Origin of the sequence: Clostridium aceticum (genome assembly GCF_001042715.1) — a bacterium.
Lineage (GTDB): Bacteria > Bacillota > Clostridia > Peptostreptococcales > Natronincolaceae > Andreesenella > Andreesenella acetica.
In genome coordinates, this window is sequence record NZ_CP009687.1 from 4060825 (window position 1) to 4086602 (window position 25778).

Sequence of the window (25778 nt, forward strand, 5' to 3'; positions counted from 1 at the left end):
CAGGAAGACACTTCGACAGAATTTTAGAAATAATTGTATTAAGTTAACGTTTATGAATTATAGATATATTTATAATGTAATACATATAGAAGATTTTTATACTTTTAATATGTATTATAGTATACCTTGAGCATACATTGCATCAGCAACTTTTAGGAATCCAGCTATATTAGCACCAACCATAAGGTTATTTTCATAACCATATTCTTTTGCAGCACTACTTGCATTTGTATAAATATTTACCATGATTTCCTTGAGTTTAGCATCCACTTCTTCAAATGTCCAAGGGTATCTCATGCTATTTTGACACATTTCAAGGCCTGAAGTAGCAACGCCTCCAGCATTAGCAGCTTTCGCAGGACCAAATACAACGCCATTTTCTAACAGTATTTCTACTGCTTCAGGGGTAGTTGGCATATTGGCACCTTCACCAACTGCAAAGCAGCCATTAGCAATAAGTGTCCTTACCGCTTCTTCATCAAGCTCATTTTGAGTAGCACAAGGAAGGGCAATATCGCACTTCTCTGACCAAACACCTTGACAGCCTTCTGTATACTTTGCATTTGGATGATATTTTATATATTCACTTATTCTTTTTCTTTCAATTTCTTTGATTCGCTTTACAGTATCTACATTAATACCATCAGGATCATATATATATCCATTGGAATCACTTACAGTTACAGGCTTGCCTCCTAGATGGTATACCTTCTCCGCTGCATAGATAGCAACATTACCAGAACCAGAAATAGCAACAGTAGCACCTTCAAAGGACTTACCCTTAATCGCCCTCATTGCTTCCTCCATGAAGTAGCAAAGACCATAGCCAGTGGCTTCTGTTCTTACAAGACTTCCACCCCAAGATAATCCCTTACCAGTTAATACACCTGTAAAGTCATTTCTGATTTTTCTATACATACCATATAAATAACCAATTTCTCGTCCACCAACACCAATGTCACCTGCTGGAACATCTGTGTTTTCCCCTATATGTCTGTAAAGTTCTGACATAAAACTCTGACAGAATCTCATAATTTCTGCATCCGACTTTCCTTTAGGGTCAAAATCGCTTCCACCTTTGCCGCCACCTAGTGGTAGCCCAGTTAATGAGTTCTTGAATATTTGTTCAAATCCTAAAAATTTTATAATACCAATATAAACGGAAGCATGGAATCTTAACCCACCCTTATAAGGTCCTATTGCACTATTGAATTGAACTCTAAAACCTCTATTTACTTGAACTTTACCATGATCGTCTACCCATGGCACACTAAAAATCATTTGTCTCTCAGGCTCAACAACTCTATCAAATATTCCTGCTTCTACCCACTGTGGGTGTCTTTCTGCTACGGGCTCTAAGGATTCTAAAACTTCTCTTACTGCCTGATGAAACTCTGGTTCATTTGGATTTCTTTTAATAACTTGTTCCATAATATTTCCTAATAACTTCATTGCTATCAAACTCCTAATTTAGATTAAGTAATAAAAATGCTTGCAAGCAAATTACTTTAGTATAATTTATACAAAGTGCAATGTATAATAATGAATTATAACAAAAGTGAAATAGATTTGCAATATGTAATATTCTAAATTTTCGAAAACATGATGTTTTTTTTTAGAACAAACGAAGTTCAGACTTTTCTTAAGAAAAAAAGACTTATTCTTTAAGAGAATTTATTAGTTGGTTCATTTCGTCTTTTGTTAAGTTCCTCCATTCTCCTATCTTTAACCCTCTTAGTTTAATATTCATAATTCGGATTCTTTGAAGTTTTTCAACCCTATAGCCAAAAGCCTGGCACATCCTTCGAATTTGTCGATTCAATCCTTGCGTAAGAATGATTTTAAATACTTTATCACTCATATATTTTACCTTGCAGGGTTTTGTTTGTTGTCCAAGAATCTTTACTCCAGTGGCCATACCTTGCATGAAGTTCTTAGTGATTGGTTTGTTGACCCTTACAATATATTCTTTTTCATGGTTATTTTCTGCACGCAAAATTTTATTTACAATATCTCCATCATTGGTAAGTAGAATTAGACCTTCGGAATCCTTGTCTAGTCTTCCTATAGGAAAAATTCGCTCAGGGTGATTGACAAAGTCCACAATATTTCCTACCACATGTTTTTCCGTAGTGCAGGTTATTCCTACGGGTTTATTCAATGCAATGTAAATTGCACTTTTTTTAGTCCCAATAGATTTTCCATCAATATGTACTCGATCTCCAATTTCTACAGTACTGCCAAGTTCTGCAACTACACCATTAATCGTTACTCTTTTTGCTCCAATCAACTTGTCAGCTTCTCGCCGAGAACATATGCCTGTTTCACTAATAAATTTATTAATTCTCATTGAAATTACCCTCTTTGCTTATTGGTTTACAAATATCTCTTATTAATTTTATTCACTAAAAATTACTCTAATTAGCTATTCATTAGCGTTAACTTAGTCCATAATTTGTCATCCTTCGTTACTCCAAGGTCCTTCGCTACGTTTGGGATGACAGTTCGAAAAAGTTTTGGTAATAATTGTATTAATTTAACGCTTATAACTAGCTATCTGCTTTGTAACTACTGATATTTTTCCCTAAGTGTGGCATTGCATACGGTGGAAAAACGAAAACAATGTGACAGACATCAAACTCTGCCACATTGTTACTAGAAGCTAATCTATAGTACTACTCTACAATTAATCGCTTCATAATTTCGTTGCTTCTTTTAATAAAGTTGCCCATGGCTTCAGGAGAAAGAGGTTTATGACTCATCACTGCCAAATCGTATACTTGATGAACGATGAAATTCAATATCTCTGTTTCTTCCTCAGCGTGTTTTAAAATGTATTGAACAAGAGGATGTTTCTTGTTCAGTACAAGTATTTCCTCTGTTGGAATTGTATTAGGATTAAAGCCACCCATACTATATCTCTTCATCATTTCTTGCATTCTTCTGCTTTCTTCTGCAAGGATAATCATTCCTGCAACTTCCTGAGATTTTAAACTTTCCAGCTGAATTTTACAGTCTTCTTTATTAAGTATCTTGTTGAAAACCTTTGTTAAAGCTTCTGTCTCTTTGGTACTAACCTCTTCATCTGCTGCTTGATCCTTATCCTTCATTAGCTCTGTAACATTTGAATCTACCCTTTTGAAACTGATCTCGTTCTTTTTCATCTCCATATGGGATATAAAGGCGGAATCAATATTATGGTCTAAAATCACAGCCTCCAAATCATGTTCTTGCAGCATCTTAATATACTGTGCCTGTTGTACATCATCAGAAACATAATAGATTTGCTTGTTTGTTTTTTCTCCATAGTTTTCAAGGTATTCTTCAAGTGTAACGTATTGCTGTTTTGTGGTCTTATACAGAATAATAGATTCTACCTTATCATAAAACTTAGTGTCTTTTAGTATACCATATTTAATAAAGGGACTGATGTCCTCCCAAAATTTTTCAAAACCCTCTCGGCCTGATTTAAATAGACTATTTAGCTTATCTGCTACCTTTTTGGTAATATAATCAGATATCTTTCTAGTAAATCCATCATTTTGTAAAAAGCTTCTGGAGACGTTTAGGGGTAAATCTGGACAATCAATTACACCCTTTAAAAGCAGTAAAAACTCTGGAATGACTTCTTTAATATTATCTGCCACAAAAACTTGATTATTATATAATTTGATACGCCCTTCCATTGTATCAAACTCTGTATTCAACTTAGGGAAGTACAAAATTCCTTTTAAATTAAATGGATAATCCATGTTAAGATGAATCCAGAAAAGAGGCTCTTGGAAGTCTCTAAAAGTTTTTTGGTAAAATTCTTTATACTCCTCATCTGTACAAGTATTTGGCTGCTTTGTATATAAAGGTGCTACGTCATTTAAAGCTTTGGCTTCCTCAATAATGATATTTCCATCTTCATCTTTTTCTGGTTCCTTGTCGGCTACCTCAAAGTGGATGGGATAGGGCATAAAGGAACAGTACTTTTCAATAGTAGATTTTACCGTATACTCTTTTAAGAAATCTTCCCCATCTTCTCCTAGATATAGGGTGATTTCTGTACCTCTGGTAACTTTATTACTGCTCTCCATCTCAAATTCTGTCTTACCATCACAACGCCATCGAACTGCTATAGCATCTTGCTTATAGGATAAGGTATCGATTTCTACCGTTTCAGCTACCATAAAGGAAGAATAAAATCCAAGACCAAAGTGTCCGATGATCTGATCTATGTCTCCTTTGTCTTTATAGGTTTGTAGAAAATCCTCTGCTCCTGAGAAAGCAATTTGATTGATATACTTCTTCACTTCCTCCTCTGTCATACCTATACCGTTGTCAATAAATTTTAGTGTTTTTGCTGTTGTATCTAAAACAACCTTTACTTGAAAATCTGCATTTTCCCTTAAATCTGCCTCACCTAAGCTATTTAATCTTTTTACTTTAGTGATAGCATCACAAGCATTTGATATTAGCTCTCTGATGAAGATATCCTGATCCGAATATAACCATTTTTTAATGATAGGAAAAATATTCTCGCTGTGAATTGATAAATTTCCTTTTTCTTTATTCATTATAATATCCTCCTTATCACTTAACATGATTTATGTAGTAGTTTTATTTATAGGTACAAAGCGTTGTCGTGATAGATATCCTCCGTAACATTAAAATTCCTAGAGGTATCTCTATATTCTTTGTACAAATCTATATTACAACTATATGAATTTTTAGTCAATACAAAATTAGCACTCTCTTTAAAGGAGTGCTAATTTTGTACCTTCTTTCTCTATAAAAATAGGAGCCTCCCTTTAATTTTTTTTAAAGTGGCTCCTATTTAATCAAAACATTATTTTAAATAGTTAACTCCAATTAGTATTTATAAACACCTCTATTAAGGGCATCTCTAACAGCAGAGATGATTTTTCCTGCTCTAAGGGTAGCTCCTGTAAAAGTATCTACATCTTCTGTTACAATATTACCTGGCTCATATAGGTGGTGCAAACTTTCTCGAATATCTTTTCCTACAAGATGTTGAATTAATTGCTCGTGCTGTTCTCTTAATCCTATCATTACTTGATCTTCTTTTTCTGTTCGATAATCCTTGCCACCATGATAAAGCTGCCTAAAGTTAATGTCTGTTACAATATTATTTTCTAGTTTAAACTCAACAGAAACCTGAATATCTCCTCTATCTGCAAATATACCTCTATAGGTTCCGTTTTCATAGTTATGTATGTGCTTGGTTTGTGGTGCCTGGGGCTGACCACCGATATAAATAGAAGAAGTATCACCATCCCACTTTACTTCTTTACCAAGGGTTTCTGATACAAATTTTAATGGCACATAAGTTCTTCCATTATAAATAAACCCAGCTTGATCAGCAGGTGGTGTTTTTTCTACCCCCTCAACATAATACTTTAATGGTCTAAAGGATACTTCTATTTGTGTTCCAGTGGCATAAGCTATACCGGTCATTAAGGTGGCTCCTACCAGTAAGCCAGAAATAAACTTTTTCATTGAAATCCTCCTTTGATGATATGAGATTTTTACGCCTACTTATGTTTATGTATACAAAGCCTACACTTCCAAACCCATATTCTCCAGACAACCCTCCTTTTGAAAATACGTAATATATGATAATAATTATCGTTACTATGTATTATATGTTTTCAAATTCGTTTTGTCAATATTTTTAGGTATTTCAACAATATTTTAATTCCTTTGGGTACATTAGTGCCAAGTTTAAGTATTTAATAAAACAAAGGCTATACTTTCAACCCTTAGCTAAGTTTTTAGCTAAAAACAGAAATTATAGCCCCTATTACTAAAATTCAATTATAAAATCTCCTATCAAAACTTACCCTGCTTTGGGAAATGTGACAATTAATTTAAATAAATCCCCATCTATATTTATTTCTAGCCTTCCTTTTTGTAGTTCTATAAAACTTTTGGCTATGGAGAGCCCTAGTCCTGATCCTTCTGTGTGTCTAGACCTATCTCCCCTTGTAAAGCGTTCTGTAATCTCACTGGTATCAAAATTCATTTCATAAGCAGAAATATTTTTGAATATAAAGCGTACTTCCTGTTGGCTCTCTACAAGGTCTATATAGACCCTTGAGTTTGGCATGGCATACTTTAGAATATTGCTCATAATATTTTCAAATATTCTATAGGTTCTCTTGCCGTCAAGTTTACAGATAATTTTATTTTCTGGTGTATTTATTTTCATTTGAAGGGTACTATCATTGATTTTTTCCTCTAATTCTCCTAATGTCTGTCTAAACAAAGCAACAACGTCTAAATTTTCTAAAGAAAGTTCAATATTCCCACTACTTGCCTTGCTGGCTTCAAACAAATCCTCAATCAGTACCTTAAGTCTTTTTGATTTTTTATCTAGGATTCCTATAAATTCTTTTTGAGCCTCTGGTGTATTGTCCTCTTTTTTCAATAAATCTACATAAGTGATGATAGATGTGAGAGGGGTTTTTAGATCATGAGATACATTTGAAATAAGCTCTGCCTTCATTTTTTGGCTTTTTGTTTCCTTATCTACAGCCAACTGAAAGCCGTCTTTAATATTGTTTAGGTTTTCAGAAATGGGGCTTAGTATGCCCATGTCTTCATCAAGTGTAATAGCAAAGTTTCCTTCTGCTAATTGATTGCTGGCACCCTCTAAAGCCTTAACCCTATCTATCATTTTTAGTAAATATTTGAATAGGAAGATACTATAAACAATAGCCAAGATAACACCAAAGAATCTAGATAGTGCAATGATCCATAATATAAATAAATTGATGGTCAAAGTCATAAAAAGCTTTTTATGGCAATCCTTTCTTACATCTATCTCCATAGCCTGTCTTAGTAGTTGTTTAACACTTCCAAGCATATAAAAACTTAGCTTTCCTAGAACACTGTTACATATTAAGCCTTCTTTGAATCCTGTATGGTAAATATATTTGATATAAACAATGGTTAAATAGGTCAGCAGATATAGTACAAAGGTCACAGGTATACCGATAAGGTAAAAGTATATATTAGGATAGTAAATTGCATCGACTACATTGAAACTATTAGCACTGTAGTAACTAGGTAAAGATATTCCCAAAAGAGGTATGATACCAAATCCTAACCAAAGCAAAGCTTTGAATTCTAAAAACATTTTATTAAAAAGCCTGCACATCCCCGTTTTACTTTGAAAGCTATAGGGTATTGCGAAAGCCATTATCATTAGAATAAGAATACTTACGGCTCCTATTGCTAAAATCAGTAAAAAATAGTTAGGAGTAACATGAAAATGCTTCATATTATAGGCAAGAAAATCATTATGTTTCTCAAAATCCTTTGGTACGATATACACTATATCTAGATTAGCATATTCTACTTTGTCTTCATTTGAGAGCCCTAGCCCATTTATAAAAATATCTTTATGAAATCTCCTTCCCAACGAATTCTCTATTTCTACATTACCACTTTCATCAAAGCTTGCACGCAAATAAAACTGGCTATTTTTTATTTCATCTTGCAGTTTATCCTCTGTAATCCCATCCACATTACTTATACTAAAGGTTTTTTCCCTGTCACTGATATAATAATAAATACTTTCTGCATTTTCGTACCAAGGGTCATACCAATCATTGCCTTCTTGAATCTTGGTTTCCTTTAGATATCTTGTTAAACGGATTAATGTATGGGGAAACTCATAGCTTTCCATATAGGTTTTTGTATTATCCTTGGTAGCAAATAGACTGTCTTTCATGGGTCCATAACTAGCTACTGAAGCAGCTGCAAATATTAATAGTATCATTAAGATAGCTACTGTAGAGGCCACTAACCTTTTGGGAGCTTTTGCAGCATCGATATCCTGATTTTCTCTAGCTATGGGCATATGTTTTTCTTCTTCAATCTTATCAAATTTCCCTTGTATATCTTGCATCTCTTCATCTTTTGCATCTTCCACATCTATGGTATTTTTTTCTTCCATATTATCATTGTTCAAATTTGTATCCAATCCCCCACACCACCTTTAAATATTTTGGTTCCTTCGGATTAATTTCAATTTTTTCACGAATTCTTCTTATATGCACTGTCACCGTATCTGGGTTATATGCTGGTTCCTTCCATACTTTTTCATAGATTTCTTCTATGGAAAATACTTTATTAGGATTACTCATCAAAAGATAGAGAATCTTATATTCTAGTGGTGTAGTTTTAACTACCTCACCATCCACTAGTACTTCTTTGCTTTCATCCTTCAGCTCAATACCGCCTATTTTTATGAGATTTTCCTTTGTTTCTTTCACCTTTGAATAACTGGTATATCTTCTAAGATTGGAGTTTACTCTTGCCAATAATTCCAATGGGTTGAAAGGCTTAGTGATATAGTCATCTGCCCCCACATTTAGTCCCCATATTTTATCCATATCTTCTGATTTTGCAGAAAGAATAATAATTGGCACTGTACTCTTTTCTCTTATTTTTATGGTAGCACTTGTGCCATCTAGCTTTGGCATCATGATATCTATAAGTACTAGATGAATCTCTTCTCTTGCAAAGATTTCCAGTGCTTCCTCTCCATCATAGGCTTTAAAAACATGATAGTTTTGGTTTTTTAAATAAATTTCTATAGCATCGGTTATTTCTTTTTCGTCGTCAACAACAAGAATATTGTACATAGCATCACTCCTAAACCCTTTAGAGATATCTCTTATAGTTATCATAGCACAGACTTTTTAAGTTTCTACTATTATAATTCTTACAAATTTCTTAAAAATATACAAAAAAACCTTTCTAACAGGAATTTATAAATCCGTCAGAAAGGAATATTTTAAAATTACATATCATTTAAATATGATGCCAAATTAAGAAGATTTATATTCTTTGAAATTTTTTAGCTAGGTACCTGCTTTGGATGAAGTTTTCTCATTCCCACTATTTGAGACAAAGAAAAAATTAGCAGACCGCACCAAATAAATCCAAAACTGATAAAATGCGTTCTTGTAAATTCTTCATGATACACAAAAACTCCAAGAATTAAACTAATGGTAGGTGTAATGTATTGAGCAAAGCCCATCAAAGATAATGGTACTCTTTTAGCGGCCTCCCCAAACATCATCAGTGGGGTAGCTGTAGCGATTCCTGCAAGAGAGAGGATCACCAAGGTAGTATAGGGCACCACTCTCAAGGAACCTGTTCCTTGGTACTCCTTAAAAAGAATATATCCTAGAGCTATTGGCATAATCAGCAAAGTCTCCAGCATAAGGCCTGTCAAGGAATCTATCGTTGTCAGTTTTTTGCATAATCCATAAAGAGCAAAACTTAATGCTAGTGCTAAGGATATCCAGGGAACTTGACCATATTGTATCGTTAAAATAGCTACACCTACCAACGCCGCCATAATCGATACAACCTGCCATCTGTTCAACTTTTCTTTTAGTACTACCGTTGCTAAAGTTACAACGATCAGAGGATTAATATAATACCCCATACTGGCTTCTACTAAGTAGTCAGAGTTAACAGACCATATATATAAACCCCAATTAACAGAAACTGTAATAGCTCCGATAGCTACCAACATCAAATTTTTTTTATTTTTTGCTGCCTCTTTAATATTAGAAAGCTTTTTTTTGTAAGCCAGAATACAAAATAAAAATATGCAGGACCAAAAAACCCTATGGGCCAATATTTCATCAGCAGGGATTTCCTTCAGTAGTTTCCAGTAAAGGGGCAGGAGCCCCCATAATAGTACGGCTCCAAGTGCTAAAAGTACTCCTATCAATCTTGTATTATCTTTGAATTGTCTATCCTCCATCCGACATCCTCCTACTAGATCTTATATAATATATCAATTATACTGCTGAAACATGTTTTTGGAAAGAAGAAAGAGGGCTAACCTTTAAAAAGATTATCCCTCTTTTTTATTACTGAAATATCAGCAGAATAAGTTTATTTTTCTCCTGCCACCATAAACATAGGTGTAGAACCATAGTTTACACGTTCTTCTTCATCCCATACCTTATCTCCAATTTCTGTGTCCAATATGATCTTTTTAAATCCAATTTGTAGCATTTCCTTTGTATCCCATAGAGGTCTGTGCTCCTTGCTCAAAGGAAGGTTTCTTGCTATCTCTTCCATCGCCTCAATATTTGTGTTGACATAGTGATCTTCTAAGTTTCTTTCCTTGGTGTTTTCTCGATCCTGTTCATATTGTTTTCTTTTCTCAGCATCATGTACATGCAGATACCAATTGGCATCAAAGTTTAATAGTCTTCCTCCTGGAGCCAACACCCTATGCCATTCCCTGTATGCCTCTTGAGGCCTTTCAAGATTCCATGTTAAATTTCTAGTAATGATTAAATCAAAGGTGTTGTCTTCGAAACCTAAAGCATGGGCATCCATTCTTTTAAAAGTAATACTCTCTCTGTAAATACCTGCATTGTTTTTAGCCCTTTGCAACATTGTTTCTGTATAATCGACAGCGGTAACTTCATAACCACAGCTGGCCATAATGATTGCAAAAAAACCTGGTCCCGTTCCTATATCTAGTACTTTTAATTTTCTTTTTGTTACTTTTGGTGCATACTCATTGATTAAGTTTGTCCAAGCTTCTCTTTTAAAGCTGTTGAGTTCCTCTAAATTCACTTGACAATAACCATCCGCTCTTTTATCCCAATACTTTTCTACTTTTTCTAAAAGCTCTCCCATACGTTATTCCCCCTAGTTTGTGTGAAGTAAAGGTTTTAAAACAAATAAAAAACCACGAAAATTAGCCGCAACACTTCTGTATCGCAGTAAACCTTCATGGTTATATTTTTTCATTATTATTTATTTTTAATTTCTTATATATCTACGCTTACTTACATTTACTTTTATTCTTAAAAGTTCAATAAAGCATTCATTGCCCTATTGTTAATTAAAATTTTAACATACTTTTACAATAGTGTCAACTTCAAAGGACAAAGGGTTTTTAGCATTGATGTGTGGCTAAGAATTTTAATATATATAGTCTAGGGTTTCCCCCACAAGATCAAGGGTCACAAATGTAGCCCTTAATATATTAAATTTCAAGTATAATACCGCCCATCTATAACAGACTACTCCTCTAGCATAATGATTTGAAATTCTTTTAGCATGTTATTAAATCTGTGACCAAATCCTTCAGCGGCTTCTAAAAAGTACTGCTGCTTAATAACAAAGGTCCCCCCCTGTGTATCATCTACCAAGTAACATCGTACAACGATATCGTCCCATTTTCTTCCCTCTGTCCCGTGTAGGACAGTCCCCTCTACAGGACTTGCTACCTCTTCCCTACTAATACTTACCCCATACTCTTCTTCTAAAGATTTCTGTATTTCTGGAACAAGACTTTTAACATCTCTTCCCTCTACATGCTGTATTTCCATAAAAACTTCTGGCACATAGTCTGCTTGTTCTCTTGGAGCAATTTTATCTTTGCCGTCAATCGTTTCTAGTGCAAATCTTTCCTCATCAAAATAAATTACATATCCTAATTTACTTCTCTGCAAAGTTACGTCACTTTGTTCTTCCATTCCCTCGATCTCTTCTACAATGACTTTTTCCGGTGTAAATAATTCTTTGATTCTATCGATTGTAGCATGTCCTGGTGCTGTACCGGCTAGAAACATGATGGCTAAGGCAGCAGCTATAGTCCCTACTCCCCAAAAGTTTTTCTTGCTTCTTTTTTGTCTTTCCATTTTCATATTTACCTCCATATTATTGTCATTAATTCTACTCTCAATCTTGTTCCATATCTCTTCTTTAAGCTCTACAGACGAATCTGTTCCTTGCTTTAGCGATTGTTCTATTTTTTCATCAAAGTTTTTTTTCACTGTTATTCCTCCCTTCTTCAAATCCTCCTATAATCTTCCTCAACTTTTCTCTGCCTTTGAACAATCGAGATTTTACTGTATTTACATTAAGCTCTAAAATATTGGCTATCTCAAGCTCTGTAAACCCCTTTAGGTATTTTAATAGGATAGGCACTCTATTTATATCCTCTAATCCCTCAATCGCTGCATACAGCTCCTCATATTCCTCAAACCTATAAGAGTCCTCTTCTATCATTGTTGAATGGTTCTCTAGGTAATCACTTATAGGGATGGTTTTTGATTGATTCCTTAAGATTCTATTACATTCGTTTATAAGAATTTTATAAAGCCAAGGCTCAAAGGGTTTACTCTCATCAAAGCTATTGATGTTTTTATAAACTCGTATGAAAGCCTCTTGAACTGCATCTGCTGCATAGCTCCTGTTTTTAGTAATTACGGTAGCCACTCTTAGTGTGTATTCTGCATATTGATCATACAAAGCCTTAAAGGCTTCTTTGTCACCAGCTTTTATTTGTTTTATGAGTTGTTGCACTATATCACCACCTTTTTTGTATCTTTATATAATATACCCTCTAGCTGGAATAAAAGTTTTTCGAAAACAGAAGTTTTTTGCAATAAAAAAACCACAGCTTTTTACTGTTGGTTTTTTTATGAGCTTATTTTGTTGATTTATTAGGTCTTACATCCCCGTTCATAGCTTGTGCAAACCTATCAATACTTTCAATAGAAATTTTTGATAGATCTTTATCTGTTTTTGCTACCTTCTTAACAATAAACTTTTCGATAAAGTTCATTTTTCCAAAGATAAACTCTCCTCCAAAACATTCTTTGACAGAGGCTTTCATTAGAACTTCCTGTGGAAAACAACTCTGCAATTGTGTTACTGCATCATCCTTATCCTTCATGCAGCATATAAATAGCCCTATCTCCTTTTCCTTTAAAACATTCATGTTTTTCAAACAAAACTCACTTACTTCTTTTTGAATCTTACCCATATAAACGGATCCTCCAATGATGACCTTTTGATACTGTGCAAAGTCTATACTCTTCATCGCCTTGAGGTTGCATAAATCAACCTCTCCCCTAAGTTTACCCGCCAAGATTTTAGCACACTTTTCTGTGGCACCGTGCTTTGTGGCATAAAGGATTAGTACTTTCATATTCCATCCCCTTTCATTTAACCTATTTATTCAATACTACTATTCTTCTATCCTTTATTTTTGACTTCATTCCTTCATTTCCTGCTGAATTTTCTTTTTTGTTTTTTCAATGTTATCTTGCTGTAACAACGTTTCTTTCTGTTTCTCACTTAGTAAATCAAATACCTCCAAGTAATAACTATCCAAATAGTTCTTCTCTATCTCATCATAGTAATTCTTTTTGGCCTCTACCTGAAAATTTTTTTCCTCTGGCAATAACAAACCCGTCAACTTACCACCTCTACAACAACCTGTATCAATGCCATAAACATTTTTATTTTCTCCCCGAATAACCTCTTGTGTTATTTGATGCCCAAAAACAATAGTATACGCAGAAGATATTTCATCATACCAAGGCGTTGATTTTTCGTCAAAGCCTTTTCTTCTTCTAGATCCTCTTCCAATAATTGTCTTGATTTTTTCATCCTTCACATAATCCTCTGGAAGATATAAAGGCATATCTTGAAGATCAATATCTTCTGTAATACCTGCATGTAAAATGAGATACTTTTTATTGGGGTATTCAACAGATTGATATAGGGGTTGGCTTCTCAGATAATCTAACATGACACTGTATTGGTTAGGTTCTATCATCCTCTTTTGAATGGCCACGGAAGGATCAGTTAAATCCACCTTTTTCTTATGATGTTGGAAAAGATGTTTTGCTTCATGATTTCCTAATATCATTAGTGCATGAGGGGTGTTCTGAAAAAAACTAAAAACCTCTGGTGTCTTCATGCCCCTATCTACGATATCCCCTACAGATATGACCCAGTCTCTTGATAAATCAATCTGTGACTTATCAATCAGTTCTATCATCTCATCATAACATCCATGTATATCTCCTATGATTAATACTTTTTGCTGTAAACTTACCTCCATTTTTATTACTCCTTTTCTATTTTAAGTGTGCTTTTTCTACAATAATCTAGATAACAATTTTCTTAAGGTTCATTTTCATTCCTAGAATTCATCGTTTTGATAGTAAGTTTGTATCTATTTTATTATCTGACCAAATCCTATCTTTATCCTAATTTCACTCTTATAGAAGTTAACTTAACACAATTATTACCAAACTCTCTTCGACCGTCCTCCTGATTATTGATTTTTCCTTATTTTTGCCTACCAAAAAAATTATTGGTAATCAAGAAACAGCCTTATTTCCTAAATTTTTTTGCTCTAAATTGCAGGATATTTCATAAATTAGTGGAATTATTACAATGTTGTAAATCATCTTAATAACTTTATAAGGGGCTGACTATCATGTCTGAAAATGAAAAGACACTAAATTATTTCATTGAAATGAGCACCTACCTTCAAGACTTAATCGATGAAGATTGTATTATAGGTATTGGAGATACAGAAACATTTTTAAAGTATCTTCCTGGCAAAGAGTTAGATGTAAAAGCAGTGGAAGGGGCTCCCTTAAAAAAGGGAGATGTCATGTATCGTTGCCTCCAAGAAAACAAAAAAATTGTAGAAATCATTCCCAAAGAAATTTTTGGTATTCCTTTTAAATCTGTGACTATTCCCATTAAAAATCATCAAGGAAATCCCGTTGGTACCATCAGCATTGGTAGAAGTTTAAAGCGTCAACATAGACACACAGAGCTCATAGAAAACATTGCTGCCGCCCTTGAAGAAATCACCGCCAACATCGATGAAATTTCTAGTTCAGCCAATGAAATCGCTGTTTCTTCTGAAGAAACAAGTACCCAAAGTAAAAATGCAATGCTCCAAATGTCCCAAAGTGATACAATTCTTAAATATATTAAAAATATCTCTGATGAAACTAACCTCTTAGGTCTAAACGCTGCAATTGAAGCTGCAAAAGCAGGAGAACAAGGACGAGGTTTTTCTGTTGTAGCAGAAAGAATCAGGAAGCTTTCCGTAGAAACAACCAACTCTGTTACAAATATTAATAATATTCTGCAATCTATTAAGGAATCCGTAAGTAAGATGCATGAAGTTATTGAAACTACCACTGGGGCTACTAAGATACAATCGGAAAATGCTGAGCAAATACTAGGTGCCTTAGAGGAGCTTAATGCCAATACCCAATTGTTGGCGGATTTATCTAAAGAGCTTTAGAATAGCTTTACAAATTGATAGTGTTCCTCTATATTACAGGTTCTGCGACTTCATTTAAACAAACTATTTCTTATTAAAAAAACAACTGTGGTATAATTTACACAGTTGTTTTTTTATTGCTAGGGCTTTTCTTATCTATACAGTTTTGCGGCATGATTACACAGGGGTCTACTCTCGCATTTTCCCGAATTTTACTCCCATTTCATAGGCTTTCCTGCAATCTATAGGAAATATTTCTTGACGTCTCTTTGTTTTTGCTTCAAAGTCGAACATATCTGCTACAACCTTCGTATAATCCGTAAATTGATAGGTATCCGTACTATATAAGGAGGCAACATCACCTCTAAAAATCCTTTTAAACAGGTTTTCATTAGCCTGAAATAACTCATCGTATTTTACTTGCTTTAGAGCTTCTTCTGGCACATTCATTGTATAAACCAGTCCTATATGTAGTTTTTTAGGGAAAAGCGTCCGTGGATCGACTTTGCTGTACATCAAATAAGGAAATAATAATCTCTCCATTAAAGATCTCATTTCTCCTGATACATTCCCAAAATAAATGGGTGAGCCCAAAAGCATAACATCTACCTCCTCTACCTTCTTTAGCAGAGGTTGCAACTCATCCTTTACGCCACATCTTCCATAGCTCTTACCTTCCTTCACCTTACAGGCAAAACAACTTATACAACCTTTGAAATTCAAGTCATATAAATGAATTAATTCTGTTTCAGCACCCTGTGAAACAGCTCCGTCAAGAGCCTGTTGAAGCAAAGTTGCAGTATTCCAATCTTTTCTAGGACTTCCATTGAAAGCTATTATTTTCATAAATCATACTCCTCCTTATCAACCACTTTTTACTATACTATTATTAGAAAACCTACCAACAGATCATTAACCTTATAGTTATACTAATGCATACCCTTTTTTGATCCTATTAATGACCTTATGCCGATAAAAGTACTATATTCTTGTATTATAGTACTTTTATCTATTTTTTTCCATACTATCCTCTATATTAGTGGTTTCTCATTAGAAAAATAAAGGAGTAGCTCTGTTGCCAGCTACTCCTCTTGTTTTAATGTATCTTTTTCAATCAGGTAGCGTAGACGCTCCACCTGATCTACCGATGTTTACTCCTGTATCCTTCTCTATAGACTTAAATTATTTTTAGTTTTGACGAGTTATTCTCATCTTTAATTGTAAATTATCATCAATAGAATTAAAACTTATTTTAGAATAAATATTAATGCGTAGTATAAAAATTTTTTGAAGATGATTGTTTTACTTCTAGATAACGATTTCATTCTCTTTTTTATTTTTTACCTTTTTATTTCTCTTCACTACAAAAGTGGTTAAAACTGGAACAAGTAGCGCAGTAATGATAGTAGAAGCCGCAACTTGAGCAGTAGCAATCTCTGCAGCTGCCTGTAAACTTGGGTCTGCTAATGCTACAGCTAAAGGTGTTGCTACAGCGTTACCGGCTGTACTAGCTGCTGCTGCTCCAGCAACACCTGAACCACCAGCAATTTTATCTGAAAAAATACATGCAAGCCCTGTAATCCCAACTGTCATTAGACCTAAAATAATACCGGGAATACCCGCCTGAATTAACATGCCGAAGTTGATTCCAGTACCTAGACCGAAAGCAAAGAAAGGAATTAACATATTTCCACCAGCCCCTAGAAACTCTCTCATTTCCTCATCTAGATTACCCACAATCATACCAAGTACAATAGGAAGTACTACGGCTACCAACGTCATAAGTGGAATTTGTGCTACTCCCGCAGCCCCCAAAGCCACCAATGTAAAGAAGGGTCCATCATTTATTGAAATAATAGAGATAGCGCCAACATCTGTTTCATCTCCGAACTCTCCTGTCAAAGCAGCATAAAGACCACCGTTTGTATTGGTCATTGCAGCTATAATGGCTAGTGGAGCCAATCCTAAAAACCCGCTTTCTCCAAAAATATACTGAACTGCAAGACCAACAGCCACCCCTGCTAAAAATTTACCTAAAGTAATGCTAAAACCTTTTTTCAAAGCCTTCGGTGCAGCCTTAAAAGTCATTTGAGAACCCATAACAAACAAGAAAACACCTAGAATAGGCATAGCACCTCTAGCAATCGCAGTTGTAAAGCCTCCAATTTCAAGGACTTCTGGCCAAAGAGTATTAACGATTGCCCCTAAGAGAAGTGGCACTACCATTAACCCCCCTGGAATTCTTTCTATAGACTTTTTTATTTTCATTATTTAGCTCCCCCTCTATCTATGATCTAGTTACTAATAATCCATTGCAAATATAGGATGAAAGGGGCTCTATTAGCCGAGCCCCAAACAATAGGCTTCTTAGAAGGTTGGCGCACTTTTATAAATAGAAAACTCTCTATGTCCAAGCTGTTCTGCTTTCGTGTTTTTACCGTTTGCAACCTTAATTATTTCATCAAAAACTTCTTGACCTACTTCCTCGATGCTCTTAGCACCCGATATAATATCCCCAGCATTTATATCAATGTTTGCTTTCATCTTCTCATAAGTATTGCTGTTACCAGTAATTTTGATTACTGGTGCTAGAGGATTTCCAGTAGGAGTACCCCTTCCAGTAGTAAAAATAATGACTTGAGAACCACCTGCTACCATACCTGAGATGGACTCAATATCTTGACCAGGAGTATCCATAACATGTAAGCCTTTTTTTACAGGGATATCTGCATATTCTAATACATCTTGTACAGGAGCAGAGCCTGCTTTATGAATACATCCTAAGGACTTCTCCTCAATAGAAGTCAAGCCCCCTACAATATTACCTGGTGTAGGCTGTCCTCCACGTATATCTTCCCCTAGTGCTTTCGCTCGCTCTTCACAGTCGTTAACAAGTTTTAACAATTTGTTTGAAACCTCTTCGCTTACAGCCCGACGAGCTAAGACATGCTCAGCACCAATTAGTTCAGTAGTTTCAGACAACATAGAAGTACCACCATTTGCTACTAAAATATCAGAAGCAACTCCACAGGCTGGATTTGAAGCTAGTCCAGAAGTAGTATCAGATCCTCCACACTCAATACCTAAAATCAGTTCACTAACATCAAACGCTTCCTTAGTTTGTTGAGAAAGCATTTGACCATATTCACGAGCAATCTCACACCCCTTAGCAAATGCACCTAAGGTACCTCCTTCTTCTTGAATAACAACTGTAGAAACAGGCTTTCCAGTATCCTTCAGTTCTTCTGCTACTTTATGAGGTTCAACACCTTCACAACCTAAACCAACAACAATTACCGCCCCAGCATTAGGATGCTTACCAACATTAACTACCGTTTTATAGGTCAATTTCGCATCACCAGCCACTTGACAACAGCCAAATTGATTATTGACTACTGTACAGCCCTCTACTTTATTAGCAATTTCTGTTGCTACCTGAGTTGCACAAACACTCGTAGGCAATAATAACACATAGTTACGAATACCAACCTTACCATCTGGACGTTTATAACCATAAAATTTCATTACTGACACCTCCGAAAATTATTATTTAAATTATAAGTCACCGCGTCCACGAGCACTTTCAACATTATGGACGTGTACATGATCACCAATCTTGATATCTTTTGTAGCTTTTCCTATTGATTCACTATATTTAAGAACATGCTCTCCTATAGCAATATCCTTAATGGCAAGTTTGTGACCAAAAGGAATATCATCCTTCACTACAACGTCAAGTTCCTTTTCTCCAATAAACATGCTTATTTTAGTACCTTTTTTTAAGTCAAGAGTAGCAGTAGCTACACTGTCATTTTCTTTGATAACAACAGCTTGTTTCACCATACTTGTACATCCTCCTTTGAGTCCATTATTATTTATCACGTATAAATTATATTGCAAGACCTATGCCAATTTAATCAAATCTCCTCATTCCTAGGTTTCACAAAGCCCAGGTATCTTTTTCCAACAAAAAAACCACAGTAAAGTGTGGTTTTTTTCCGCATATGTGTATGAAAATCCATCATTGTAAATATTTTTCAACTGTTGATCGATCAATTCCTAAGCGTTTTGCGGTACGACTTTTGTTATAGCTTTCTTCCTCCAACACCTTTAAAATCACTTTTCTTTTTATTTCTTGCATCGTTCCCTCTAATATACTGAATTTATCTTCTTCTTCTTTCAAAGTAAAATCATCCTTTAATTCTTCCATTAAAAATTCAGTATCCTCTAACCTAACATAGTCTTTGGTAGCAGACAATACTAACCTTTCAACAATATTTTTTAGTTCTCGTATATTCCCTGGCCAAGAATATTTCATCAAGAGGGTCATAACTTCTGAAGTAAATTTTTCTACTTGACGTCCATATTTTTTGTTGATTGTCCTTATAAAATAGTTGGTTAAGTATTCAATATCCTCTTTTCTTTCCCTTAAAGGGATGGTTTGTAGCTTTAAAACATTAAGTCGGTAGTACAAGTCCATACGAAATTCATCCTGCTTGATTTGATTCTTTAAGTTAGCGTTGGTAGCTGCTATTACTCTAATATCTACTGGGATTACTTTATCCGAACCTAGACGCATAACTTGTTTTTCTTCAAGTACCCTTAGCAGCCTAGCCTGGAGGCTTTTATCCATTTCACCTATTTCATCGAGAAAAATAGTTCCATTATGTGCTAGTTCAAAAAGCCCAATCTTTCCATCCTTTTTTGCTCCAGTAAAGGCTCCCTCTACATACCCAAACAATTCGCTTTCTAGTAGTTGAGGGGGCAATGCGGCACAGTTCACCGCTACGAAAGGACCTTCTTTACGCAGGCTTAACGCGTGAATACTTTGAGCAAACATTTCCTTACCCGTTCCGCTCTCTCCTTCGATAAGTACGGTGGCATCTGTTTTGGCAAAGTCTTCTGAAACAGTGATTAACCGCTTCATTCTTTGATTTTTAGTTAAGAAGTCCTTAAAACTATATCTGGTTACTAGACCTTTGGCATAGAGATTTTGCCGAATTTTCTGTTCCGCCCCTTGAATTGTAGAAACATCTTGAAAGGTAGCAACAACACCTTTAACCAAGCCATCTACTATAATGGGGATACGGTTGGTCATAATATAGTCATTAGACACTTTTTGTAGTTTTTGAATATCAGCACTTTTACTCTCTAACACCTTCATAATCTCGGTATTTGGAATAATTTCCTTCACAGGATAACCGAGGGCTTCTTCCCTTTTAACCTTGAATATATCTTCTGCCGCAGGGTTGATTACCGTAATCACACCATGTTCATCTGTCGCTACTACACCGTCATTAACAAAGTCTAACACTGCCTCAAATCTTTTTCCTCTCTCTTTCTCCACCTTTCTTACATGAAGAATATGCAAAGCTTCTTCAACAGCCTGTATTACTGCTTCCTTACCAGAAGTAATTAGTTTGACATCAATATTTAAGGATGTTAACCTGCTTATTATGGTGGTGTCTCCAACAAGTACTTTGATATCATACTGCTCAATTAACGCAGCCACCTCCTGCTGAACAACTTTCCAATCTATTGCTTCCTCAACGTTAGGAATAATTACTTCTTTGATCGGTATATTTAAAATACTGCTTACGGTATGACAGCCATCTACTACACTTTGGTAACCTACAATCCCGATAATGACTTTTGTGTTTCTATAGGGATATAAACTTTTTAGCACGTCATAACCAGTTACTCTAATTTCTACCACCGGTATATTAACGTTTTGCCTTATAAAGGATGCAGTGCCACCTCGGCTTATGATGACTTGCGCCCCTTGTTTCTCAGCTTCCATAGCAGGTTCAATGCCTTCTTCCAAATTGCCTTTCTTAATCGTGAAATTAAGTTTTGATTCTTCTCTAACCTGATGTGCTAACTGAAAAATTTCTTCATATGGAGCGATAAAACAAATTCGTTTCAATCGATTTACCCCCTTCCATAGCTTACTTATCCAATTTTTTTCTTAAATAATATCACTCATATATCTTTTTGCCTATTTTTGTAGAGGAAAAAAACTTTCTATCCGAAATTATCACAACTCATTCTCTCTCAGGATTTTCAGGATAAGTATGCAAGTTTCTTCTATTGGAAATCCTTCTTCAAACGGTACTCTTTAGAAAAAGAATATAAAAACCAGTATCTAGACACAAAACCAAAAAAAACGTTTGAAACAGACAACCCCAGCCATATTCCTATGGTTTTAAGCCCAAATAAATAGGCTAGGGTATAGCTTAGTGGTATAGCTAAAATAAAAAAACGAATAGCCGTTGTTACAAAAGTAGGTATTCCTCTTCCCACAGCTTGAAAAGAAGCATTGCTTACCATCCCCATCCCTACAAAAATGTAGCTTAGGGCCATAATCCGCAAATAGCTTGTACCCTGTCTTAATACTTCACTAGCGCCTTCCCCAGATTCTTCTAAAAAAATCATTAATAGGGGCTTTGGAAAAATCCAGACTAGAATTGCTATTGCCCCCATTACCAACATCCCAAAAACTGTTGCTTTTCTGAAGATACCTTCTACCCTACGGTAGTTTTTTGCACCAAAGTTCTGTCCCAGCATAGCAATAGTGGCTGCTCCAAAAGCCACTCCAGGTAAAATAGCGATACTATCTATTCGAAAACCTAAGGCATAGGCTGCAACTGCCTCCCGAGAAAAATCCATGGCAAACCTATTGACAAATACCATTGTAAAGGCAATCGCACCTTGTGCTACAGAAGAAGGTAGTCCTACTGCTAGAATATTTTTTATGTACTCCCATTTACATCGAAAATGATGGGGTCTTAAGACTATGCTGCTTTTTTTCTTTAAAATAAACAGAATTCCTATAATGACTCCTATTGCCCAAGCAATTGCTGTTGCTACAGCAGCACCAGCTACTTCTAACCTGGGAAAAGGTCCTAGCCCAAAAATAAGTAAAGGATCCAGTAGAATATTTGCTGCCGATCCACTTACTAAAACCACCATTGAAAGTCCTGTTTTCCCCTCACCTCGAAAGATCCCGTCGATAGCAGCCAATAGGAACTTGATGGGCATAGTGATAGCTACAATCACGATGTAGCTTCTTGCCATCCTAAAAACCTCCCCTTCCGCTCCAATAAATCTCAGCATAGGATCTACAATGGTTATTCCAAAAGCAAAAAAGAACAAACCCACGGCTACTGCCAGCAACAATCCATTAGCTGCTGCTAAAAAGCTCTTTTCCCTCTCTCCTGCTCCTATGCTTCTAGCTACTAAAGAGCTAATCCCTATGGATACACCTGACCCTAAGGAGATACTTAACATAAAAATCGGAAAGGTTAGTCCCATTGCAGCGATAGCATCCGTTCCTAATCTTGACACGAAATAAGTATCCACAATATTAAAGAAAGTTTGCATTAGCATAGCCATTAGTATAGGTATTGCAAGTAAAATAAAGGTTTTTCCGATATTTCCCTTCAATAAATCTAAACTTTTTCTTTTGTCCTCCACTATATCCCCCTCTTAACTTTTATATAAATTTCACATAAACCCATAAAAGTCACCTCTACATAAAATTTATCTTTAGTATGCGAATTAGTTTCTCTACTTATAAGATAAAATCCTTTTAATGCGCCTAAAGAATATTTACGTAAGTTATAGTAAATGAAAATAGCACAAGGAAGCATACCAAAAACCTGCTCCCTTGTGCTTATTATATGACTAACCAATCCCTCCATAGGCAATTCCTAAAACAATGACTATAAATGAAACTAGTACAAAAACATATTTCGCTAAAGATTCAAACCACTTACCTACAGGTTTTTTTGCCCCATGATTTATTTCTTTTCTTGCCTTCTCTACGCCATACACCCAAAAGAAGGTTATTGCTGCAATAAGTGTTCCTAAAGGTGCTATATAAATAGTAACAATATCAGAAAACACTCCAAATAAATTCATGTTTAGACTTAGGGGAATAGCAATGAAAAAGGATATTATTCCTATGAAAATCACACTTTTTCCTCTATTCCAATTAGTTTTTGACATAAAAGCTTCCGAGGTGGCTTCCATCATGTTTATCGTAGAGGATATAGCAGCAAATACAATACTTGCAAAGAATATAGTGCCAAACAAGTGTCCCCCTGCCATAGATTTAAATATAGTAGGTACTGTTATAAATAAAAGCGTTGGTCCAGCAGCTGGATCTAAGCCAAAAGCGAAGGCTGCTGGAATGATAATAAAGGCTGCTAATATTGCTGCTAAGGCATCGTAAAATACTGTATTAACCGCTGATGAGGGTATGTCTAGGTTTTTATCAGCATAACTTCCATACACCACCATACCTGCTCCGTTTAAAGATACCGTAAAAAATGCTTGTCCCAGTGCCATTACCCAAGTTATAGGGTCTAATAGGTAAGACCATTGAGGTATTAATAAATATTTAATCCCTTCAGAAGCCCCTGGCAGTGTCAATGCCCTTATTAGCAAAATAATAAATACCAGAAAAAGCGTAGGCATCATAATATTATTAGCCTTTTCTATACCTTTACTTACACCAAAGGTCAATATAATCGTTGTTATTCCTATAGCCAATGCCATCCAAAAAATCGTCTGACCGCTTCCTAAAAAACTATCTAAATAGGTTTCTACACTTATATTTCTAAAGTTATTAGCAACACTCATTGAAAAGTATTTTAGAACCCAGCCCACTACTACATTATAAAATAAAAAAATACCAGCTACACCTAAGGTAGGTATTATAGATAAAATAGATGCTCCTGCAATCTTTTTATCTTTTAGTATTTCCTTAATCCCTGCCATAGAACCCTTGCCCTTGGCTCTACCTAATCCAAATTCCCCCATAAGTCCTGTTGTTCCTAGTACAAAAACAAATAAGAAATAAGGTATAAGAAAGGCCGCCCCCCCATATCTACCTAGTCTCCATGAAAACATCCATACATTCCCTAACCCCACTGCTGAACCTACACAGGATAGTATAAATCCCAGTTTACTATTAAAACCCTCCCTTTCATGAATTCCATCAATTTTGCTAACGCCCATTTTTGTCAACCTCCTTATGCTATTTATAAAACAGAAAAACCACGTGGACTTTATACCATGTGGTTTAAGCTTTATCATAAGAAAAACCACATAGGGCATCTACGTGGTTTTTTGCATTATCAATATACCATCATAGATACAAACTGTATTTTAAAAACAATTTACAAGTTTGCATCTATGAATTTTTTCATCTCAGCAAACTTTATCTATAATAGTAATAATAATAATATTTATTTGTATGTATTGCATTAAATTTAACTACCATAGGAAAGCTCCTTCTACTAAATAATGAATAAATTATATCATGTCCATCCAGGAAATACAATCAAATTTTGTGATTGGATTTATTTGTAACATATCTTTTTGCATGTTTATTAAAAATAATGTATAGTACAAGTATAGTGTGTTTAACTTAAATACAAGTAAATATTGAAGGAGAGATTATCAATGGAAAGAATCGTAGGAACGGTGGTTAGAGGACTCCGTACTCCCATTATCAATCAAGGGGACCATATAGAAGAAATTGTTGTAGACACAGTATTAAAGGCTTCTGAAATAGACGGTTTTGATATACACAATAGAGATGTTGTTGCCATCACAGAGTCTGTTGTTGCCCGTGCTCAGGGAAACTATGCAAGTATTGATGCTATCGCCAAAGATATAAACATGAAATTTGGTGAAGATACTGTAGGTGTCATCTTCCCAATTTTAAGCCGTAATCGTTTTGCTATATGTCTTCGTGGTATTGCAAAGGGGTCTAAAAAAATTATATTAATGCTTAGTTATCCATCAGACGAGGTAGGTAATCATCTAGTAGATATGGAACTGTTGGATGAAAAGGGAGTAAATCCCTGGACAGATGTTTTAACGGAGAAACAATACCGAGACTATTTTGGATATATAAAACACCCCTTTACAGGTGTTGATTACATCGATTATTATAAGTCTTTAATTGAAGAGTATGGCATTGAATGTGAGATTATCTTTTCAAACAATCCTAAAACAATCCTAGACTATACTAAAAATGTTCTTACCTGTGACATCCATACAAGGTTTAGGACAAAGAAAATATTAAAAGCAAATGGTGGGGACAAGGTTTATAGTCTTGATGAAATCCTATCTACATCGATTGATAGCAGCGGATACAATGAAGCTTATGGTCTCCTGGGTTCAAACAAAGCAACTGAAAACAGTGTCAAACTATTTCCACGTAATTGTCAGCCTATCGTCGACAAAATCCAGACAATTCTTAGAGAAAAAACAGGCAAGAATCTAGAAGTGATGATTTATGGAGATGGAGCATTTAAAGACCCTATAGGAAAAATATGGGAGTTAGCAGACCCGGTTGTATCTCCTGCTTATACCGCAGGTCTTGAGGGCACGCCTAATGAAGTGAAACTTAAGTACTTAGCGGATAATAATTTTGCTGATTTAAGAGGAGAAGAGCTCAAAAAAGCAATCTCTGAGTATATTAAGAATAAGGATACAGACCTTACAGGTGCCATGGTGGCTCAAGGTACTACCCCTAGAAAAATTACCGATCTCATCGGTTCTCTTTGCGATTTAACCTCAGGCAGCGGAGACAAGGGAACCCCTGTAGTATATATCCAAGGCTATTTTGATAACTACACAAAATAAAAGCTATATTATA

At 35.2% G+C, this 25778-nt stretch carries 21 protein-coding genes; 2 read left to right on the plus strand and 19 right to left on the minus strand.

Going from position 1 to position 25778, the window contains the following annotated elements; all coding sequences use genetic code 11:
• Window positions 1-114: 114 nt before the first annotated feature.
• The 12 genes from gdhA to CACET_RS18690 all read right to left on the minus strand — a co-directional run bounded on the left by gdhA (window position 115) and on the right by CACET_RS18690 (window position 13915).
• A complete protein-coding gene (gene gdhA / locus CACET_RS18635; protein ID WP_044825585.1) occupies window positions 115-1452 on the minus strand; it encodes an NADP-specific glutamate dehydrogenase in 1338 nt (445 codons plus the stop codon).
• Between the two features lie 205 nt (window positions 1453-1657).
• On the minus strand, window positions 1658-2350 hold the full coding sequence (gene rluF / locus CACET_RS18640; RefSeq protein WP_044825586.1) for a 23S rRNA pseudouridine(2604) synthase RluF: 693 nt from the start codon (window positions 2348-2350) through the stop codon (window positions 1658-1660).
• A gap of 325 nt (window positions 2351-2675) precedes the next feature.
• Complete coding sequence (gene htpG / locus CACET_RS18645; RefSeq protein ID WP_044825587.1) at window positions 2676-4562, minus strand: molecular chaperone HtpG; 1887 nt, start codon at window positions 4560-4562, stop codon at window positions 2676-2678.
• Between the two features lie 295 nt (window positions 4563-4857).
• Window positions 4858-5505, minus strand: coding sequence for a stalk domain-containing protein (locus tag CACET_RS18650; RefSeq protein WP_048407558.1), 648 nt, complete (start codon window positions 5503-5505; stop codon window positions 4858-4860).
• 340 nt (window positions 5506-5845) lie between these two features.
• Window positions 5846-7996 (minus strand): sensor histidine kinase, encoded by a 2151-nt coding sequence (locus tag CACET_RS18655; protein WP_242846946.1) that lies wholly within the window; start codon window positions 7994-7996, stop codon window positions 5846-5848.
• Window positions 7974-8660 carry a response regulator transcription factor gene (locus CACET_RS18660; RefSeq protein WP_044825588.1) on the minus strand — a complete coding sequence of 229 codons (687 nt, stop codon included), beginning with the start codon at window positions 8658-8660 and terminating at the stop codon, window positions 7974-7976. Before CACET_RS18660 ends, CACET_RS18655 begins: the two co-directional genes overlap by 23 nt.
• Before the next feature lie 215 nt (window positions 8661-8875).
• Window positions 8876-9796 carry an EamA family transporter RarD gene (rarD, locus tag CACET_RS18665; protein WP_044825589.1) on the minus strand — a complete coding sequence of 307 codons (921 nt, stop codon included), beginning with the start codon at window positions 9794-9796 and terminating at the stop codon, window positions 8876-8878.
• Window positions 9797-9930: 134 nt separating this feature from the next.
• The gene (locus CACET_RS18670) at window positions 9931-10689 is read right to left on the minus strand and encodes a class I SAM-dependent methyltransferase (protein WP_044825590.1); all 759 of its coding nucleotides are present in this window, start codon (window positions 10687-10689) and stop codon (window positions 9931-9933) included.
• A 389-nt stretch (window positions 10690-11078) separates the two neighbouring features.
• Window positions 11079-11834, minus strand: a complete 756-nt coding sequence (locus tag CACET_RS18675) for a hypothetical protein (protein WP_044825591.1) — start codon at window positions 11832-11834, stop codon at window positions 11079-11081.
• The gene (locus CACET_RS18680; protein WP_201774959.1) at window positions 11818-12366 is read right to left on the minus strand and encodes an RNA polymerase sigma factor; all 549 of its coding nucleotides are present in this window, start codon (window positions 12364-12366) and stop codon (window positions 11818-11820) included. Before CACET_RS18680 ends, CACET_RS18675 begins: the two co-directional genes overlap by 17 nt.
• Window positions 12367-12490: 124 nt before the next feature.
• Window positions 12491-12994, minus strand: coding sequence for a flavodoxin domain-containing protein (locus CACET_RS18685; protein ID WP_044825593.1), 504 nt, complete (start codon window positions 12992-12994; stop codon window positions 12491-12493).
• A 66-nt stretch (window positions 12995-13060) separates the two neighbouring features.
• The gene (locus CACET_RS18690) at window positions 13061-13915 is read right to left on the minus strand and encodes a metallophosphoesterase (protein WP_044825594.1); all 855 of its coding nucleotides are present in this window, start codon (window positions 13913-13915) and stop codon (window positions 13061-13063) included.
• A gap of 381 nt (window positions 13916-14296) precedes the next feature.
• Between CACET_RS18690 and CACET_RS21200 the strand changes: the two genes are divergently transcribed.
• Window positions 14297-15124, plus strand: a complete 828-nt coding sequence (locus CACET_RS21200; RefSeq protein WP_044825595.1) for a methyl-accepting chemotaxis protein — start codon at window positions 14297-14299, stop codon at window positions 15122-15124.
• 168 nt (window positions 15125-15292) lie between these two features.
• On the opposite strand, the gene CACET_RS18700 is transcribed toward CACET_RS21200, so the two are convergent.
• From CACET_RS18700 to CACET_RS18735, 7 genes are all read right to left on the minus strand, one after another.
• On the minus strand, window positions 15293-15949 hold the full coding sequence (locus CACET_RS18700; protein WP_044825596.1) for a flavodoxin family protein: 657 nt from the start codon (window positions 15947-15949) through the stop codon (window positions 15293-15295).
• A 462-nt stretch (window positions 15950-16411) separates the two neighbouring features.
• Window positions 16412-17371 carry a 2-keto-3-deoxygluconate permease gene (locus CACET_RS18705; RefSeq protein ID WP_044825597.1) on the minus strand — a complete coding sequence of 320 codons (960 nt, stop codon included), beginning with the start codon at window positions 17369-17371 and terminating at the stop codon, window positions 16412-16414.
• A gap of 99 nt (window positions 17372-17470) precedes the next feature.
• Window positions 17471-18628 (minus strand): UxaA family hydrolase, encoded by a 1158-nt coding sequence (locus CACET_RS18710; RefSeq protein WP_044825598.1) that lies wholly within the window; start codon window positions 18626-18628, stop codon window positions 17471-17473.
• A gap of 30 nt (window positions 18629-18658) precedes the next feature.
• A complete protein-coding gene (locus tag CACET_RS18715; protein ID WP_044825599.1) occupies window positions 18659-18946 on the minus strand; it encodes a UxaA family hydrolase in 288 nt (95 codons plus the stop codon).
• Between the two features lie 178 nt (window positions 18947-19124).
• Complete coding sequence (locus tag CACET_RS18720; protein WP_044825600.1) at window positions 19125-21029, minus strand: sigma 54-interacting transcriptional regulator; 1905 nt, start codon at window positions 21027-21029, stop codon at window positions 19125-19127.
• Between the two features lie 161 nt (window positions 21030-21190).
• Window positions 21191-22579 carry an MATE family efflux transporter gene (locus tag CACET_RS18725; RefSeq protein ID WP_044825601.1) on the minus strand — a complete coding sequence of 463 codons (1389 nt, stop codon included), beginning with the start codon at window positions 22577-22579 and terminating at the stop codon, window positions 21191-21193.
• Between the two features lie 210 nt (window positions 22580-22789).
• Window positions 22790-24127: a sodium-dependent transporter gene (locus CACET_RS18735; protein ID WP_479722645.1), complete on the minus strand. Its 1338-nt coding sequence runs from the start codon at window positions 24125-24127 to the stop codon at window positions 22790-22792.
• 447 nt (window positions 24128-24574) lie between these two features.
• On the opposite strand from CACET_RS18735, the gene CACET_RS18740 reads away from it, so the two are divergent.
• A complete protein-coding gene (locus CACET_RS18740; protein WP_044825603.1) occupies window positions 24575-25765 on the plus strand; it encodes a coenzyme F420-0:L-glutamate ligase in 1191 nt (396 codons plus the stop codon).
• The last annotated feature ends 13 nt before the right edge of the window (window positions 25766-25778 follow it).

What these genes read in the sequence shown, in the direction of transcription:
- CACET_RS18670 (WP_044825590.1), bottom strand. Translation starts at nt 10,689, where the DNA reads ATGGGAGAGCTTTTAGAAAAAGTAGAAAAGTATTGGGATAAAAGAGCG.
- CACET_RS18735 (WP_479722645.1), bottom strand. Translation starts at nt 24,127, where the DNA reads ATGGGCGTTAGCAAAATTGATGGAATTCATGAAAGGGAGGGTTTTAAT.
- htpG (WP_044825587.1), bottom strand. Translation starts at nt 4,562, where the DNA reads ATGAATAAAGAAAAAGGAAATTTATCAATTCACAGCGAGAATATTTTT.
- CACET_RS21200 (WP_044825595.1), top strand. Translation starts at nt 14,297, where the DNA reads ATGTCTGAAAATGAAAAGACACTAAATTATTTCATTGAAATGAGCACC.
- CACET_RS18705 (WP_044825597.1), bottom strand. Translation starts at nt 17,371, where the DNA reads ATGAAAATAAAAAAGTCTATAGAAAGAATTCCAGGGGGGTTAATGGTA.
- CACET_RS18715 (WP_044825599.1), bottom strand. Translation starts at nt 18,946, where the DNA reads ATGGTGAAACAAGCTGTTGTTATCAAAGAAAATGACAGTGTAGCTACT.
- rluF (WP_044825586.1), bottom strand. Translation starts at nt 2,350, where the DNA reads ATGAGAATTAATAAATTTATTAGTGAAACAGGCATATGTTCTCGGCGA.
- CACET_RS18740 (WP_044825603.1), top strand. Translation starts at nt 24,575, where the DNA reads ATGGAAAGAATCGTAGGAACGGTGGTTAGAGGACTCCGTACTCCCATT.
- CACET_RS18660 (WP_044825588.1), bottom strand. Translation starts at nt 8,660, where the DNA reads ATGTACAATATTCTTGTTGTTGACGACGAAAAAGAAATAACCGATGCT.
- CACET_RS18685 (WP_044825593.1), bottom strand. Translation starts at nt 12,994, where the DNA reads ATGAAAGTACTAATCCTTTATGCCACAAAGCACGGTGCCACAGAAAAG.
- CACET_RS18710 (WP_044825598.1), bottom strand. Translation starts at nt 18,628, where the DNA reads ATGAAATTTTATGGTTATAAACGTCCAGATGGTAAGGTTGGTATTCGT.
- CACET_RS18650 (WP_048407558.1), bottom strand. Translation starts at nt 5,505, where the DNA reads ATGAAAAAGTTTATTTCTGGCTTACTGGTAGGAGCCACCTTAATGACC.
- CACET_RS18700 (WP_044825596.1), bottom strand. Translation starts at nt 15,949, where the DNA reads ATGAAAATAATAGCTTTCAATGGAAGTCCTAGAAAAGATTGGAATACT.
- gdhA (WP_044825585.1), bottom strand. Translation starts at nt 1,452, where the DNA reads ATGAAGTTATTAGGAAATATTATGGAACAAGTTATTAAAAGAAATCCA.
- CACET_RS18690 (WP_044825594.1), bottom strand. Translation starts at nt 13,915, where the DNA reads ATGGAGGTAAGTTTACAGCAAAAAGTATTAATCATAGGAGATATACAT.
- rarD (WP_044825589.1), bottom strand. Translation starts at nt 9,796, where the DNA reads ATGGAGGATAGACAATTCAAAGATAATACAAGATTGATAGGAGTACTT.